Source organism: Dietzia sp. oral taxon 368 (assembly GCF_002999155.1).
GTDB classification, from domain to species: Bacteria; Actinomycetota; Actinomycetes; order Mycobacteriales; family Mycobacteriaceae; genus Dietzia; species Dietzia cinnamea.
In genome coordinates this window covers 687,405-703,225 of record NZ_CP027238.1, presented here as the reverse complement: position 1 = coordinate 703,225, position 15,821 = coordinate 687,405, and the positions used below count along the sequence as shown (strand labels likewise).

11 protein-coding genes are annotated in these 15,821 nt (G+C 71.2%); 2 read left to right on the top strand and 9 right to left on the bottom strand.

Features of this window, described 5'->3' with window-relative positions:
* Nucleotide 1: 1 nt before the first annotated feature.
* From C3V38_RS03400 to C3V38_RS03370, 7 genes are all read right to left on the bottom strand, one after another.
* A complete protein-coding gene (locus C3V38_RS03400; RefSeq protein WP_061227941.1) occupies nucleotides 2–1,627 on the bottom strand; it encodes a Na+/H+ antiporter subunit D in 1,626 nt (541 codons plus the stop codon).
* Nucleotides 1,624–2,223: a Na(+)/H(+) antiporter subunit C gene (locus C3V38_RS03395; RefSeq protein WP_061227942.1), complete on the bottom strand. Its 600-nt coding sequence runs from the start codon at nucleotides 2,221–2,223 to the stop codon at nucleotides 1,624–1,626. Before C3V38_RS03395 ends, C3V38_RS03400 begins: the two co-directional genes overlap by 4 nt.
* Nucleotides 2,220–5,264: a Na+/H+ antiporter subunit A gene (locus C3V38_RS03390; RefSeq protein WP_070721042.1), complete on the bottom strand. Its 3,045-nt coding sequence runs from the start codon at nucleotides 5,262–5,264 to the stop codon at nucleotides 2,220–2,222. The genes C3V38_RS03395 and C3V38_RS03390 overlap by 4 nt, the downstream gene beginning before the upstream one ends.
* Before the next feature lie 130 nt (nucleotides 5,265–5,394).
* On the bottom strand, nucleotides 5,395–5,973 hold the full coding sequence (locus C3V38_RS03385; protein ID WP_061227944.1) for a hypothetical protein: 579 nt from the start codon (nucleotides 5,971–5,973) through the stop codon (nucleotides 5,395–5,397).
* A 190-nt stretch (nucleotides 5,974–6,163) separates the two neighbouring features.
* Nucleotides 6,164–8,521 carry an AAA family ATPase gene (locus tag C3V38_RS03380; RefSeq protein ID WP_061227945.1) on the bottom strand — a complete coding sequence of 786 codons (2,358 nt, stop codon included), beginning with the start codon at nucleotides 8,519–8,521 and terminating at the stop codon, nucleotides 6,164–6,166.
* A 38-nt stretch (nucleotides 8,522–8,559) separates the two neighbouring features.
* Entirely contained in the window at nucleotides 8,560–9,783 is a 1,224-nt protein-coding gene (locus C3V38_RS03375; RefSeq protein ID WP_061227946.1) for an alpha/beta hydrolase family protein, read from the bottom strand.
* Between the two features lie 132 nt (nucleotides 9,784–9,915).
* Nucleotides 9,916–11,367 carry a M20/M25/M40 family metallo-hydrolase gene (locus C3V38_RS03370; protein WP_070722414.1) on the bottom strand — a complete coding sequence of 484 codons (1,452 nt, stop codon included), beginning with the start codon at nucleotides 11,365–11,367 and terminating at the stop codon, nucleotides 9,916–9,918.
* A gap of 82 nt (nucleotides 11,368–11,449) precedes the next feature.
* On the opposite strand from C3V38_RS03370, the gene C3V38_RS03365 reads away from it, so the two are divergent.
* Nucleotides 11,450–12,202 carry a hypothetical protein gene (locus tag C3V38_RS03365; RefSeq protein ID WP_244881634.1) on the top strand — a complete coding sequence of 251 codons (753 nt, stop codon included), beginning with the start codon at nucleotides 11,450–11,452 and terminating at the stop codon, nucleotides 12,200–12,202.
* Between the two features lie 21 nt (nucleotides 12,203–12,223).
* Here C3V38_RS03365 and C3V38_RS03360 read toward each other — a convergent pair whose 3' ends face one another.
* Both C3V38_RS03360 and C3V38_RS03355 read right to left on the bottom strand, forming a co-directional pair.
* Entirely contained in the window at nucleotides 12,224–12,943 is a 720-nt protein-coding gene (locus tag C3V38_RS03360; protein ID WP_070722410.1) for a hypothetical protein, read from the bottom strand.
* Between the two features lie 7 nt (nucleotides 12,944–12,950).
* On the bottom strand, nucleotides 12,951–13,427 hold the full coding sequence (locus C3V38_RS03355) for an SRPBCC family protein (RefSeq protein ID WP_070722408.1): 477 nt from the start codon (nucleotides 13,425–13,427) through the stop codon (nucleotides 12,951–12,953).
* A gap of 299 nt (nucleotides 13,428–13,726) precedes the next feature.
* On the opposite strand from C3V38_RS03355, the gene groL reads away from it, so the two are divergent.
* On the top strand, nucleotides 13,727–15,349 hold the full coding sequence (gene groL / locus C3V38_RS03350) for a chaperonin GroEL (protein ID WP_106385087.1): 1,623 nt from the start codon (nucleotides 13,727–13,729) through the stop codon (nucleotides 15,347–15,349).
* The last annotated feature ends 472 nt before the right edge of the window (nucleotides 15,350–15,821 follow it).

Below are 15,821 nucleotides of genomic sequence, written 5' to 3'. Positions count from 1 at the left end.
GTCAGCGCACCCCCGTCACGGAGTCGACGTACCGGTCGGGTGAGGTGTCGGTGGGGACCGTGTAGAGGTACTCGGCGCGCTCGCGCAGGGTGGCGGCGGCGCCGTCTGCCACCCGGAGCAGCGGTCCGGCGAAGATCGTCATGAGCAGCGAGACCACGATGAGCGCCCACGTCGGGGCGAGCATGCTCCAGGGCATCTTGCCGACCTCCTCGCGCTCGTCGAACTCGACGTACTCGTCGGAGGGGAGGAGGGACAGCGGCCGGGCCAGCGCGAGGGCACCCTCCGGGGCGTCGGCCCGCGGCCGCCAGAAGGCCTTGGACCACACGCGCGCGACCACGTAGAGCGTCAGCAGGCTGGTGACCATGGCGCCCGCGATGAGCACCCACAGCAGGGCTCCGCCCTTCTCCGCGCCGGCCTGGACGACCGCGAGCTTGCCGATGAACCCGGAGAACGGGGGGATGCCTCCGAGGTTGAGCGCGGGGACGAGGAACGTGACCGCGAGGACGGGACTGGCGACGCCGAGGGATCCGAGCCGACGCAGGGACGACGACCCCGCCTGGCGTTCGATCAGACCGACCACGAGGAAGAGGGTCGTCTGGACGATGATGTGGTGCCCGACGTAGTAGATCGCCGCGCTGAGCCCGGCTTCGCTGGACAGCGCGATGCCGAAGATCATGTAGCCGATGTGACTCACCAGCGTGAACGACAGTATTCGCTTGATGTCGGACTGGGCGATCGCGCCGAGGATGCCCACGACCATCGTGAGAAGACCGGCGACGAGCAGTACCCCGTCCATCCCGCCCCCGGGGAACACGAGGGTGTGGAAGCGGATGATCGCGTACACGCCGACTTTAGTGAGCAGGCCGGCGAACACGGCGGTGACCGGGGCGGGAGCGGTCGGGTAGGAGTCGGGCAGCCAGGTGGAGAGCGGGAAGACCGCGGCCTTGATACCGAACGCCACGAGGAACACTGCGAAGATCGTGTTGCGCAGGCCTTCCGGCACCTCCGCCATCCGCGTGGCCAGCTGAGCCAGGTTGAGCGTGCCGACGGCCGAGTACGTCAGCGCGATCCCCAGCAGGAAGACCATGGACGAGACCATCGACACGACGGTGTACGACACCCCCGCGCGGACGCGTTCCTGGCTGGCCCCGAGCGTGAGCAGGACGTAGGACGCGGCCAGGAGCATCTCGAACCCGACGAACAGGTTGAACAGGTCGCCCGCGATGAAGGCGGCGTTGAGTCCCGCCGCCAGCGCGAGGTAGGTGGGCAGGAAGATCGAGGTGGGCTGGTCGCCGTCGCCGTCGCGGACACCCTGCCCGACGGCATAGATGATGACCGTCAGCAGCACGATGGCGGCCACACACAGCATCAGGGCGCTGAGCCGGTCGGCGACCAGGGTGATGCCGACCGGGGCGTCCCACCCGCCCACCTGCACCGTGTGCATGCCGTGCGAGTCCGTGAGCACCAGCAGGAGCCCGGAGATGACGAGCAGAGCGGACAGGGTCGTGATGGTGATGATGTTCTGGACCCGCGGCCGGCGGGAGACCACCAGGCACAGCGCGGCCGCGAGCAGCGGCAGGAGGACGACGGAGGGGATGAGGTACCCGAAGAGGTCGGGAGAGATCACAGTTCCTCCTCCTTACCGGCCTTCTTGTACCGCCGCTCTCGTCTGTCGACCTCCCGCGCCTCGGCCTCGGCTTTCGCCCTGGCCTCTGCGCGGGCCTCCGCCCGGGCTTCGGCTTCGGCCTCGGCTTCCTCGAGGTCCTCGTCGTCGTAATCCACGTGGTCGCCGAGTTCGGTGGGCTGGCCCGTGGTCTGGTCGTCCGAGGCGTCGCGGTCCGGAGCGGACCAGGCGTCGGTGGGGGAGCGTTGGGCGATCTTGGTGTCCTCGGCGTCGTCCGCGACCTCGTCCACAGTGGTGAACTGATAGGAGCGGTAGGCCAGGGCCAGGATGAACGCACCCACGCCGGCGGTGATGACGATCGCGGTGAGGATCATCGCCTGGGACAACGGATCCGAGTCGACGGTGTTGTCGCCCCATGACCGGCCGCGGATGGGCGGGTTCCCCGGGGCTCCACCGGCCGCGAGGATGAGCAGGTTGACGCCGTTGGACAGGATCATGATGCCGAGCAGGATCTTGATGATCGCGCGCTCGAGAAGCAGGTAGACACCGGTGGCGCTGAGGACACCGGCCATGAGTAGGAGTGCGAAGTCGGCGGTCATGGCATCCCCTGGGGTGTGGTGCCCTGGTTCTCGGCGGCCTCGAGACGCGCGGCGCGGCGCGCGGCCAGGTCGGACCGTGGAGCTTCGCTGTCGACGCCGGGGACGCGGCGCAGGGCGGCGGTGGAGGGCGAGTCGGTGGCGTCGACGTAGACGGCCCTGAGCTCCTCGAGGTCCTCGGCGTCGAGGTCGAGCCGCGCTCCCAGGCTGCGGAGGATGTCGAGGACCAGGCCGACGACGATGAGGTACACGCCCGCGTCGAAGAACAGCGCGGTGACGAGCTTGACCTCACCGAACACGGGCAGCGTCCACTCGAAGGTGGCGCTGGACAGCGGCGGCGCACCGAGGGCCATCGAGGCGGCGGCGGTACCGGCGGCCAGCAGGAGGCCGGCGCCGAGGATCCGTCCGGCATCGATCGGGACGGCCTCGCCGAGTTCGTAACGGCCACCCGCGAGGTAGCGCAGAACGAGCGCGAGACCCGCGACCAGCCCCCCGGCGAAACCGCCGCCGGGGTTGTTGTGGCCGGCGAAGAAGAAGAACAGGCTCAGGATCATCATCGTGGGGAAGATGAGACGGGTGGTGACCTCGAGGACGAGCGAGCGGGCGCGGGGGTCGCGCACGGTCGCGCCGACCAGCCACCGGCCGGGCGAAGCCCCCGGTGCCTCGATGACGATCCGGGCCGCCTCCATCCCGCGCCGTCCGGAGCGGGTCTTGTCGGCGTCAGCGATGCGTGGCCCGGAGCCGTAGCGACGATTGCGGAAGACGAGGCTGGCCACACCGGTCGCGGCGACCAGCAGCACGGTGATCTCGCCGAGGGTGTCCCAGGCGCGGATGTCGACGAGGGTGACGTTGACGGCGTTGGCGCCGTTGCCGATCCGGTAGGCGATGTCCGGGAAGACCGTGGACACGGCTGGGTCCTGGCGGGCGTTGATGGCGTACGCGCCGACGATGACGACGAGGAGTCCCACGCCGATGCCGAGCCAGGCGCGCAGGCGGCGGAAGCCGTCGGACAGGGGCACCTCGGCGGGCATCGTGCGCAGGACCAGCACGAACGTGACCATCATCAGCGTCTCGACCAGCACCTGGGTGAGCGCGAGGTCGGGAGCACCGTGGAAGGCGAAGATCACGGCGACGCCGTAGCCGGTCACGGACATGCTGACGACCGCGGCGAGGCGGTTGCGCAGGACGGTGGCGGCGACCGCGGCGACGGTCATGGGGATCATGACGAACAGCACGACCGGATTGGCGGACAGTTCCATCCGCAGGCCCTCGCGGGTGCCGACCAGCAGGGACACGAAGGGGAACACCACGAGCGTGAACAGGATGATGCCCAGGGTCAGCGGGAGGGAGCCGCGCTGGATGCTGGCGGTCAGGCGCAGCGACAAGATGTCGAAGAAGCGCAGGACGGCGTCGTAGATGCGGTCCGCGTTACCCAGGGCGGGCGACTCGAACTGCATCCGCTCCACGGTCCGCTGCGCGACGTAGAGCATGGTGCCGAGGACGTATACGACCGCGGTGAGCGCGAGCGGGACACCGAACCCGTGCCACAGCCCGAGGTGGTAGGCCTCCTCGCCCGCCCACGGGCTGCCCGGCGGGAACGCGACGTCGACGAACCGGGTGAGCAGTGCCTCGACGGGCGCCGACCACACACCGAGCACGAGGCCGGCGACGGAGAGGAGCGCGGGCACGGAGAGGAAGAGCGGGGTGACCGGCTTCGACTCGGCGACCGCGGGGCTGATCCCGTCCGGGAAGAACGGCTTGGAGCGGAACGCGCCCATGACGAGGCGGGCGGTGTAGGAGAAGGTGAGGACCGAGCCGACGACCAGCCCGGCGGTGACGACGAGCGCCGGCATGCCGTGGAGCCGCTCCTCGGTCAGCGTGGTGGCGAACGCGGATTCCTTACCGACGAATCCGAGGAAGGGCGGGAGACCGGCCATCGACGCGGCGGCGAGGGTGAAGAAGACGGCGAGAGCGGGACTCTTGCGGCCCAGACCGGACAGTTCGCGGATCTCCCGGGTGCCGGTGGTCTTGTCGATGACGCCGACGGCCATGAACAGCGCGGACTTGAACAGCGAGTGCGCCAGCAGCATCGTGAGTCCGGCGAGCATCGTGTCGCGCGATCCGATGCCGACCAGGACCAGCAGGAACCCCAGCTGGGACACGGTTCCGAAGGCGAGCACCAGCTTGAGGTCGGTTTCCCGCAGGGCGCGCCAGCCGGCCATGAGCAGGGACACCAGGCCGAGAACGATGAGCGGCAGCTGCCACGTCGACGATCCGGACAGGCCCGGGCTGAAGGCGGCGACGAGGAAGACCCCGGCCTTGACCATCGCCGCGGAGTGCAGGTAGGCGCTCACCGGCGTGGGTGCGGACATGGCTCCGGGGAGCCAGAAATGCAGGGGGGCGATGGCGGATTTACTCGTCGCGCCGACGATCACCAGGCCGAGAGCCCAGTGGACGAGAGAGCCGGACGGCGGAGAGGCGACGATCTCGCTGAGCAGGTAGGTCCCGGCCTCCTGGGCCAGGATGATCATGCCGACCAGCATCGCCAGGCCGCCGAGTGTGGTGACGAGCAGGGCTTGTGTGGCGGCGCGGCGGGATGTCGCCCGCTCCGCGTAGTGGCCGACGAGCAGGAAGCTCAGGACGGAGGTGATCTCCCAGAAGGTGTAGAGCAGCACCATGTTGTCGGCCACGACCAGGCCGAACATGACTCCGGCGAACGCGACCATCTCGGCCGCGAACAGGTGCAGGCGGGGCTCGGTGTCGTCGAAGTACCAGGTGCAGTAGAACAGGACGAGCGCGCCGACGCCCAGTGCGATGAGGGACATCAGTGCGGACAGCGCGTCCATCCGCAGGTCCAGCGTCAGGTGGATGCCGGGCGCCCACTGGAGGGTCTCCGTGGGCACACGGTCGAGATTGGCGGCCACCCATACCGCGCCGCCGGCGGGGACGAGCGCCAGCAGCGGGAAAGCGCGGCGTCCGAGCCTCAGCACCAGTGGGAGCGCGATCAGGGCGGCCACGGCATGGGCCGCGAGGATCACGATCACCGGCGGCTCCTTCCCTTGCGTCGATCGGACGACGACATGCGGATGGACCCGCCGGGAGGGGGCGGGCGACCGGTGTCGACCGGGGCGTGGTTACTGCGCTTACTTTACAGAACAGCGTTTCGAGCCGCTTTCACCGCAGGTGAAGACGGGTCGCTGCGCTGAGCAGCGCGGAGATGGACGCCTCCGCCGCGGTCTGGCCGAAGCCGAGTGCCCACGTCTCGCGCCTGCCGCTCGTCGCTCGCAGGATGGTGCACCACGACGACGTCGCCTCGTCGAACCCGCGCCCCTCGTACTGGTGGAACCGCTCGATCTCGGCGGGCGCGCCGACCCGGCTCAGCATCTCCGACATCGCCGTGAGGTCGCCACAGGACTCGGTGGTGAGACGGTGAGCGCGGAAGTCTCCGGGCGCGTCGTCGGCGGTGCGGGTGGCCAGGATCGCCTCGTAGGCGGTGATCCCACGACCGAGCGGGCGCCGCGAGAAATCGGCCAGGTGGAAGTGGTCGGACGAGGGGGCGTAGGTGTCGACGAGGGCCCGCCAGTCCATCCCGGCCGCCTCCTCGGCGAATCCGCGGGGCATGCGCCGCCCGAAGCGTTCGGCGAAGGGGCAGGGAGTGGCGGTGGCACCGCGGGAGTCGGTGTCGCGGGCGATGCTGCCGTGGGGGGTGCGGCCGTTGATGCCGGTGGGGAGGTGGTGCGTGGCGGCGTTCATGGTGTTCTCGCTTCTCGACGTCGGTGACGATGACCGACGGAGAAAGAGCAACCACGCAACGGGGGTGCCGGTCTGTCAGGCCCCGTTACGTCCGGTTACTACGAGATTCTTCCGCATGATCCCCACCATAGGCTGCCGTCCGCGGACCCGGCAAGCCCGTGTGGTCGACGCCTCGAGCTCCCGGGCCGGCTCAGTCGGCGCGTCGCTCCGCGTAGAGCCGCAGGTTCTCGACCTGGTCGGGGTCGAGCGACGGCCGCACGGCGAGGCGCGCGCGGGCCACGTCGTCGGCGGTGACCTCGGCCGCGTCGATGTCCCGGCGCATCGCGGTCAACGCCGATTCACGCAGCAGGGCCGCGCAGTCGGCGGCGGAGTAGCCGTCGAGGTCGGCGGCGAGCTCGTCCAGGTCGACGTCGTCGGCCAGCGGGACGTCACGGCCGGCGGCGCGCAGGATGTCGGCGCGGGCCTCCGCGTCCGGCGGCGGGACGAACACCAGTCGCTCGAGCCGCCCGGGGCGGAGCAACGCGGGATCGATGAGCTCGGGCCGGTTGGTGGCGCCGAGGATGACGACGTCGCCCAGCGGTTCGGCGCCGTCGAGCTCGGTGAGCAGCGCGGCAACGACGCGGTCGCCCACCCCGGAGTCGCCGGTCTGGCCGCGACGTGGGGCGAGGGCGTCGATCTCGTCGAGGAACACCAGGGACGGCGCCGAGTCGCGGGCCTTGCGGAACAGGTCGCGGACAGCCTTCTCCGACGACCCGACCCACTTGTCCATGAGCTCGGCGCCCTTGACCATGTGCACGGTCAGTCGCCCACTCGCCGCGAGTGCACGGACCACGAACGTCTTGCCGCAGCCGGGCGGGCCGTACAGCAGGACACCCCGCGGTGGCTGCACGCCCAGGCGCTCGAAGGACTCGCGGTGCTGCAGCGGCCACAGCACCGTCTCGGTGAGCGCCTGGCGCACCTCCTCCATGTCACCGACGTCGTCGAGCGTGATCGAGCCCAGGCTCAGCTCCTCCGTCCCCGAGCGGGAGAGCGGCCGGATCACGCTGATGGCGCCGAGGAGGTCCTCCTGCTCGAGGCGGGCGCCGGAGAGGGCGTCGTCCGCGGCTCCCGTGCCGTCGGTGCCGCCGTCGGTGCCGCCGTCGGTGCCGCCGGTGGCGCGGGCGGCTGCGCGCAGTGCCGCCTCGCGGGTCAGCGCCCGCATGTCGCCCGCCACGTAGCCGGGCGTGCGATCGGCGACGGCGGACAGGTCGAGGTCCGCGGCGGGCACGTCCCGCAGCATGACGGCCAGCAGGGCGGCGCGGTCGGCGGCGTCGGGCAGCGGTAGGTCCAGGACGCGGTCGCACACGTCGGGATCGCGCAGTCGGGGGTCGGCGTCCTCCGGCCGGACGCACGTCGCGACCAGCGCCGCACCCGGGGCCGCGACCACCGACCTCAACCGGTCCAGGACCAGGGTGGAGACCGGCTCGGACTCGGCCGGCAGCAGCGCGTCGACGTCGGTCACCAACAGGATCCCGCCGTGTTCACGCGTGCGCTCGGCGGCCGCCCGCACCGCCTCCAACCGTGACGCCGGGTCGAGGGAGCCGACCGACGGCCCGTCGATCACCTCGAGACGCCGGTCGCCCGCGACCGACCGCACGAGCGTCGCCTTGCCGACCCCCGGCGGCCCCGCCACCAGCACCCCGAGGTGCGGCGACGCGCCCAGCGTCCGCAGCAGTTCCGACCGGTCCAGCGCGAGCGAGAGCCACTGCTCCAGCACCTCGGCCTGGTCACCCACGCCCACGAGATCCTCGCGCGCGACGGCCGAGATCGCCGAACCGTCGGCCCCATCCGCGCTCCCGGCGCCCGCGGTCCGCCCGGCGGCCGCGGTGCCGGACGACCCCGACGCGTGGACGCCGCCTGCGGCGGGACCGGCGGGGAAGAGGGAACTCGTCGTCGTCACCGCCGCCGTCGTTCCGGCCGCCGCTGCTGTGCGCGGCGCGGTCGCCGTCGCCGCGCCCGTCACCACCGCGGTGGTGGGCTGCACGGACACGATGCCGTCGGGAACGGTCGCGGTCACGGTGAGCAGCTCCGTGCTCCACTGCGCGCCCATCGTGTTGCGTAGGGTGCGGGTGGTGTCCCCGGTGGGGAACTGTGGCCCGAGGTCGCGGGGCAGCAGCGTCACCGAATCGCCGACGCGCACCACCTTGCCCAGCAGCGCCGACCGCAGCACCCGCTCGGCGACCCCCCGCCCCGCCGGCGGGAGCCCCTGCACCTCGATCGACTGCGCACCCGTGACCTGCGCGGCCCGCACGGTGACGCGTGCGTCCTCGCCGAGACCACAGTTGGCGGCCACGACTTCGTCCACCACGAGGATCCCGCTCGGCGAACCCGGCTTCGCGGCGGCCACCACCGCCCCCGTGGTCCGGGCGCCGACGATCTCGATCGCGTCCCACTCCCGCATCCCCAGCGCGAGGATCACCTCGGGGTGCGCGCGTACGATGCCCCGGCGGGAGTCGGCCGCGGAGGCGGACAGTCGCAGGGTCAGGTCCAGATCCGGGCGCGCGTTCACGCCGCCGAGCCTATCGGCGCGCCGTCACGGCCCGGCGGTCAGAGGCCGACGCTGTGCTTGATGGCGTTCCACGCGACGGGGATCTGGCGCGAGTAGTAGGACCAGTTGTGCATGCCCGTCGGGAGGTGGTCGATGCGCGCCGGGATCCCCAGCTGCCGCAGGCGGCGGTCGGCGTCCCACGTGCACCGGTCGGTGGCCTGTTCGAGCGCCATGCCGGCGACGAAGTTGGCCGCGTCGTTGTTGTACGCCTCCCAGTCACCGGGGTTGGCCACGCCGGTGCTGGACGAGAGGTAGATGGCCTTGCCGCGCAGGTTCTCGGCGTTCAGGAGGGCGTCGTGGGCGGCCCACTGCTCGTTGCCGGGCTCGCCCCACATGTTGGTGAGCGTCGCGCCGCGGCTCTCGACCGTGTAGCGGGTGAGGATCTGCCCGAGCGCGTCGGTGGAGTAGCAGCCGGAGACGCCGAACACGCCGTTGTACAGGCCGGGGTGCCGGGTCGCGATGGTCACGGCCGCGCCGGCGCCCATCGAGATGCCGCCGATCGCGCGGTTGGTGTTGGCGCTGAGGCGGGGTTCGGCGATCCGCGGGAGGTCGCGGGTGATGAACGTCTCCCACTTGCTGATGCCCAGCACGGGGTCGGGCGCGTTCCAGTCGGACCACATGGAGCCCTGGCCGCCCGTGGGGATGATGAGGTTGACGTTCTGATCGGCGAACTGCTCGGCCGCGCCCCACTGCATGAAGCCGCTGGGCAGCTCGGAGCCCACGCCGTCGAGGAGGTAGAGGAAGGGCGCGCCGGCGCCGCCGCCCGGTGCTCGGTAGACCTCGACGGTGATGCCGCGCTGCATGTCCGCGGAGTCGATGAGCCAGCGCTCGTAACGGCCGTCCTTCTCCAGGACCTCGACGAACTTCGTCTCGCGGATGTTCGGGTTGGGCTGCGGCGACGGCGGCGGCGGGCCGGCGAACATGTTGGGCGAGAAGCCGAGCCGGTGGGCGATGTTCATCATCGACGAACCCGAGGAGCCGGGGAGGTTGCCGAAGTAGAGGAGTTGGCTGAGGCTCTCGGGCGAGATGGTGCCGAGGGCGTCGTTGGCGATCTGCTCGGGGCTGATCGAGCCGGGCAGGCCCTGGGCCTGCGCCGATGCCGGGACGAGGCCGACGCTCAGGGCCGCGGCCGTGGCGGTGGCGAGCAGGGCGCGCCCCGCTCGGCGGGCGGCGGATGTCCGCCGCGTGCTCGGCACGGCGGCGACGGGTGCGGGGACGGTCATGGCGGCTCCTTGCTCCGGGCAGCCGGGACTGGACAGCCGCCACTGCATCCACTATCGCACTGTTCCGTCACACTGTTACCGAGATGCGCGTGGTGGGTTCAGCGTCCAGCCGGTTCAGCTCCCCGCCCCCGGTCAGCGGTAGCGCTGGAGGAACGCCGCTTCGGCGAGGGCGATGCGCTCGATCTCCCGGGGATCGACGCTCTCGTCGGGGGAGTGGATTGCGGCCGCCGGGTCCTCGACGCCGAACAGGGCGATGCTTGCGTCCGGGTGCGCGCGCTGCAGCGCCGTGCACAGCGGGATCGACCCGCCCGAGCCGACCTCCGCGACCTCCTCGGCACCGTAGGCCTGCGCGAGGCACCGCGAGAGCAGGTCGTGCACCGGGTCGGACCCGCCCGCGGGCACGGAGCGGAACGGGTGGCCGACGGCCTCGGGCTCGACCGTCACCCGGGCGTTCCAGGGGCGGCGGCGCTCGATATGCGCGGTGAGCAGCCCCTGCGCCTCGACCGGGTCCATCCCCGGTGGGACGCGCAGGTTGATCAGGGCACGGGCGTGGGGCTGCACGGCCGCGATCGAGCCCTCGACCGGCGGGCAGTCGATGCCCAGCACCGTCACCGCGGGGCGGGCCCACACGAGGTCGGCCACCGGCGCGGCCGTGGAGACATCGACGCCGTCGAGGACGCCGGCATCGGCGCGGAACGTCTCCTCGGGGTAGGCCTGTCCGTCCCACCGCCCCGAGAAGTCGAGTCCGTCGACGGTGGTCGCCCCGGTCTGCGGGTCGCGCATGGAAGCGAGAATCGAGAGCAGTGCGGCCAGCGCGTCGGGCGCCGCGCCGCCGAACTGGCCGGAGTGGACCCCGGCCTCGAGGGTGTCGACGGCGACGACGACGTTCGCGATCCCCCGGAGGCTGGTCGTCAGCGTGGGGGTGCCCACCGAGACGTTCCCGGAATCGGCGATGAGTATGGCGTCCGCCGCCACCAGGTCCGGCCGATCGGCCACGAGATCGTCCAACCCTCCGCCACCGGTCTCCTCGGAACCCTCCACGACGATCCGGATCCCCAGGCCGTCCAGCGGGTCCGCCCCGGGCGAGCCGCCCTTGTCGTCGTCGTCCTCTTCTGATCCACCCACGGCGGCGAGGGCGCGCAGGGCGGTGAGGTGGACGACCAGGTTGCCCTTACAGTCGGCCGCGCCGCGGCCGTACCACCGGCCGTCACGCTCGGTCAATTTCCACGGCGAGGAGGTCCACGCCCCCTCGTCGCCCGTCGGCTGCACGTCGTAATGGCTGTACAGCAGCACGGTGGGCCGACCCGGCGCGGCCGGGCGGTGGGCGAACACGGCCCGCGACCCGTCGGACGTCTCGACCACCTCCACCGCCTCCGGTCCCAGACCCGGCACCGGCAGCTCGGCGAGCAGATCGCGGACCATCTCGCACGCCCGCTCGCAGGCCTCCGGCTCGGCCCCGTGTACCGACGGCACGGAGACGAGCGCGGCCAGGTCCGAGCGGGCGCGGTCGAGTTGCGCACCCACCGCGGCGGCCAGCGGCGCGAGCTCGGCGTGGGGATCGGCGAACGCGGAGGAGTCGGTCATGGGCAACAGGATAGAGGCCGGGTCCGACACGGCTGCGCAAGATGAACAGCAAGTGAACGCGGAATGAAGTATTTTCGGAGTCATGAGCAGCTTTGTGATCGTCGTCACTCCGGCGGAAGAGGAATTCCGCGAGCTCGCGCACGTCGACGAGCTCCCCCAGCGACTCCGCGCCGACCTCGAGGCCCTGCGCGACGAGGTCGCCGAGCGCTTCCCCGGGGCGGAGGCCATCGGCGAGACCGGCGCGCTGTGCGCACGGCCCGAGATCGAGGGCGTCGGCGTCGTCATCCGTCCCGAGGTCATCACCCGCCCACTCGTGGTCAACGCGGTCATGCGGCTGGCCGCGCCCCGCCAGCTCCGCGTCACCGCGCCCGAGCTCGGGCTCGCCGCGGATCCGCGCGAGCGCATCGACATCGATGTGAACCGGCGCCCCACCATGGTCGGGGCGGGGATCGCCGACCACTCCGTGCGCGGCCGGCCGCGGGGCACGCTGCCGTGGGTCACCCGCGAGCTTCTCGGTCAGCTCGTGGACCATCTCGAGATCGACGGTGACCGGCTGGAGCTGGAGGTCGACGACGAGCGGTGGTTTCGCTACGAGCGTTCCGGCGGCGCGCTGGTCGTCGAGGCCGTCGACGGCCCGGACGTCCCTGTCCGACGCGTCATGGTCCCCGTGGACGTGGCGGCCTCCGCGGCCGACGCCGGCTGGGCGTGGGCGCGGTGCGGCGCGGACTGGGCCCGGTTCCTCGAGGCGGGCACCGGCTCCGGGGAGGCGCCGGCGGACGTCGATCCCGCCGCTGCGCGCATGACCGAACCGAGCAGCCCCGCGTCGGCGGCCTGAGTCCTCACCGGTCCCGCGCGTCTACACCGAGTTGTCGTAGCGCAGCGAGGCCACGACGGCGTCGATCGTCTCCGTCGGCTGAACCCCGGGCTCGCCCTCGTCGGACATGAGCACGAAGACGGTGGACGCCGGCGCGCCGTCCGGGGTGCGGGTGGAGACCGCGATCGTGTCGAAGCGGATGACCGGCGGCGTGCACGCGTTGCGCGGCGGGCGCACCTGACCGCGCAGTGACACATACCAGGCGGGCACCCCGGAGATCCCGATACGGCGCGCCTCGGGAACCGGGACGTCCGCTCCCGCCTCGGTGAAGCGCCGGTCGATGGAATCTGCCATCGCCCGCGACGCCGACTCGGCCTGATCGCGCGCCTCGCCCGGCAGCGTCGTCGCGCTGATGCCGACCAGCGTCCGGAAGCTCAGACCCCCGAGCGCGCAGTAGTCCCTGTCCGCGATGGCGTTGGCGGTGGTGACGTAGCCCGAGCCCCAGTCCGCCCCCGGGTCGTGGCCGTCCTCGTCGACACCGAACGGGTCACCGACCTCCCAGTCCGGCGGAACCGAGTACACGAGGCCGGTGGGGCTGCGCACGTCCTGCCAGTCCGCCGGCGGTGGCGCGGCGGCCAGAGTGGGCCCGGGCTCCTCCCGGGTGGGCTCGTACGGCTCGTCCTCGCCGCCGGGCCACAGTGTGCACCCCGTGAGCGTCGCGACGAGCGCGCCGGCGAGCAGCGCCGCGGCGGGGCGGGGCATTCCGCTCTCAGCCCCGCTCGGCGAGAGCCTTGATGCGCTGGAGCGAGGTGGACACGCCGCGGTCCATCTCGGCGGTGAACGACTTCTGTCCGCCGAAGAGCTTGTCGGTGAGGAACCGGGAGATGAAGGTGAGCCCGTCCGGCACCTCGCGGCGCTCGGTCAGTCGCGTGCCACCGGACGGCGTGGGCTCGAGCTCGAACACCCACACGGTGGTGTTCTCGTTGATGCGGTTGGCGAACCGGCGACCGGGCTCGAACTCCACCACCCGGCTCGTGGTGGGCCAGACGATAGGGCCGCGCTTGTTGAGGTTGATCGCCCACGTGCCCTTGGTGGTGCGGCCGCCGGGCGAGAAGATCTTCCACGCCTGGCTGCTCCACTCCGTGGCGTTGCGGACCTCGGAGACGACCTCCCAGACCCGGGCCGGAGGGGCGTCGATCTCGATGGAGCTCTCGATGGCGCCGAAGGCGGCGGGTTCGGTGGGCATTCGGCGGGCCTTTCGACACGGGCGGGTGGGACGGCGTCTCGATGGTAGGGCAGGGCCCGGGTCGGTGAGGGACGTTCGTGTCAGGCGTTCGCCGGTCGCGGACCCGGACATCGATCCTTTGCACTCGTCGGGGGCGAGTGCTAGAAAAGCGATTGGCACTCGGTTACCCTGAGTGCCAGCAAGATCTGAAACTGAGGTCGCAAGGTGAGGGGCGGATCCGACACGGTCCGCACCGTCCGTCGCGGGCACCGACGCTGACCACACGCGTGTCACCCCATACCCGGAGGATGATTCACCCCATGGCAAAGATGATCGCGTTCGACGAAGAGGCCCGGCGCGGCCTGGAGAGCGGGCTCAATCAGCTCGCCGACGCCGTCAAGGTCACCCTCGGCCCCAAGGGTCGCAACGTCGTGCTGGAGAAGAAGTGGGGCGCCCCCACCATCACCAACGACGGTGTCTCCATCGCCAAGGAGATCGAGCTCGAGGACCCGTACGAGAAGATCGGGGCCGAGCTGGTCAAGGAGGTCGCCAAGAAGACCGACGACGTCGCCGGCGACGGAACCACCACCGCCACCGTCCTCGCCCAGGCGCTCGTGCGCGAGGGCCTGCGCAACGTCGCCGCCGGTGCCAACCCCATGGGCATCAAGCGCGGCATCGAGAAGGCCGTCGAGGCCGTCACCAAGCACCTCATCGACTCCGCCAAGGAGATCGAGACCAAGGAGCAGATCGCCGCGACCGCCGGCATCTCCGCCGCCGACCCGGCCATCGGTGAGCTCATCGCCCAGGCCATGGACAAGGTCGGCAAGGAGGGCGTGATCACGGTCGAGGAGTCCCAGACCTTCGGCCTGGACCTCGAGCTCACCGAGGGCATGCGCTTCGACAAGGGCTACATCTCGCAGTACTTCATGACGGACCCGGAGCGCCAGGAGGCGGTCATGGAGGATCCGTACATCCTCCTCGTCTCGGGCAAGGTCTCCACCGTCAAGGACCTGCTCCCGCTGCTGGAGAAGGTCATCGGCGAGAACAAGTCGCTGCTGATCATCGCCGAGGACGTCGAGGGCGAGGCCCTGTCGACCCTGGTCGTCAACAAGATCCGCGGCACCTTCAAGTCCGTCGCCGTCAAAGCCCCGGGCTTCGGCGACCGCCGCAAGGCCATGCTGCAGGACATCGCCATCCTCACCGGTGGCCAGGTCATCTCCGAGGAGGTCGGCCTCTCGCTCGAGACCGCCGACATCTCCATGCTCGGTAAGGCCCGCAAGGTCGTCGTGACCAAGGACGAGACCACCATCGTCGAGGGCGCCGGCGACCAGGGCCAGATCGAGGGCCGGGTCAACCAGATCCGTGCCGAGATCGAGAACTCCGACTCGGACTACGACCGCGAGAAGCTCCAGGAGCGCCTCGCGAAGCTCGCCGGCGGCGTGGCCGTCATCAAGGCGGGCGCGGCCACCGAGGTCGAGCTCAAGGAGCGCAAGCACCGCATCGAGGACGCCGTGCGTAACGCCAAGGCGGCCGTCGAGGAGGGCATCGTCGCCGGCGGTGGCGTCGCCCTGGTGAAGTCCGAGGCCGCGATCGAGGGCCTGTCCCTCGAGGGCGAGGAGGCCACCGGCGCGAACATCGTCAAGTTCGCCCTGAGCGCCCCGCTCAAGCAGATCGCCCTCAACGCCGGCCTCGAGCCGGGCGTCGTGGCCGAGAAGGTCCGCAACCTCCCCGGTTCCGAGGGCCTCAACGCGGCCACCGGCGAATACCAGGACCTCCTGGAGGCCGGCGTCAACGACCCGGTCAAGGTGACCCGCTCGGCGCTGCAGAACGCCGCGTCGATCGCCGCGCTGTTCCTCACCACCGAGGCCGTCGTGGCCGACAAGCCCGAGCCCGCCGCCCCGGCGATGCCGGGTGGCGACGAGATGGGCGGCATGGGCTTCTAAGGGAGCTGCCTGGAACAGAGGCAGGCGCAGAAGCCCCACGGAGTGGGCTTTCTGGAGGTAGCCCTGGCACCACGCCTGTCGCGGCCGTGGTCCGCACCGATCCCCCGGTGCGGGCCACGGCCCATTTGTGGTGGGGAGGGGGCGGCGACGACGAGGCGGGCCGCACGTGAAGACGGGGTCATTCCCGGGGCCGGGCCGGAACGCCTCGGGCGGCGGTGGGCGTGCTCCGGCGTGCCGGATCGGTGAATTCCCGGGAAACTCAGAGAGAAATTCTCCTTATTGGAAACCGTCTGTCCGGGGCCGAGTGAGGCGCGGATTTCCCTGGGGGGTGGGGCGATGTTCGCGTTCGTCAACCGGTCGGGCCGGCGGCAAGGGGGTGTCTCCGAGAAGCTGCTAGGGAAACTAAGGGTGCCCTGACCTGTAACCGGGTCGGTCTACCTGCGGCGACGGTGGCGATCGAGGGAAGGCGGGT